This window comes from Paenisporosarcina sp. P4_D4, from assembly GCF_056401835.1.
This window is the reverse complement of sequence record NZ_JBFUIO010000373.1, coordinates 1-819: the sequence shown is the minus strand read 5'-3', so window position 1 is coordinate 819 and position 819 is coordinate 1. Positions and strand designations below refer to the sequence as shown.

The 819-nt window shown below is 34.6% G+C and carries 2 protein-coding genes; both read left to right on the top strand.

What is annotated here, in order from left to right; genetic code table 11:
- Entirely contained in the window at positions 1-126 is a 126-nt protein-coding gene (locus AC1DSL_RS18920; RefSeq protein ID WP_477533433.1) for an S-layer homology domain-containing protein, read from the top strand.
- Positions 127-448: 322 nt separating this feature from the next.
- A partial coding sequence (locus AC1DSL_RS18915) for a cell wall hydrolase (protein WP_477533432.1) occupies positions 449-819 on the top strand: 371 nt, incomplete at its 3' end.

Genomic DNA, 819 nt, shown 5'->3' with positions numbered 1-819 from the left:
ATACAACTTGGCGTAATTCAAGGAAACAAGGCAAATGAATTGCAACCAAAAGAATCTGCAACAAGGGCAGAGACAGCAGTCATGCTAAAAAGGTTACTGGTAGAAATTAAACTGCTGGAAGAATAGATTTGCATAAAGCGATATTCATCAAATAAAATGACAAATTATCAAAAAGGGTATGTTCAAAGTGATTTCTGAACATACCCTTTTTTGCCTCCTTCCTGCATTAAAGAGGAAAACTAAACCGGCATTGCCAGAAGAATTGAATATATCGAATTTCATCGTATTTATGATGGGAAAATCCGCCAAGCTGAATGGCTATTTGACATACGTTGTGAAAAAAGGTTTGTCTAAGTTTTCATAATACTTAGAAACTGTAAGCATTAAAACTAAGTTTACAATGACACAATGTAGGCTTTTTTTCATACTATATTGTTGGGGTGAATAAATGCCAAGAGTAAAATACAAAAGTTCAGACATTGACTTAATGGCAAGGATGATGAGGGCAGAAGCCGAAGGTGAAGGACAGCAAGGAATGTTATATGTTGGAAATGTAATTGTTAATCGTCTTAAAGCCGATTGTTTAGACTTTAGAGATTTAAGAACAATTTCAGATGTCATTTTTCAAGTACAAGGAGGAAATTATTCTTTTGAAGCGGTTCAAAAAGGTAATTTATTTTATGAAAGAGCGAGATCTGTTGAAAAAAGATTAGCAAAAAAGAATTTAGATTATTGGAGAGACCATCCAGGGAAATATGCTCTATGGTATTTTAATCCATATGCACCATGCCCTCCAACATGGTACGGTCAACCTTATGC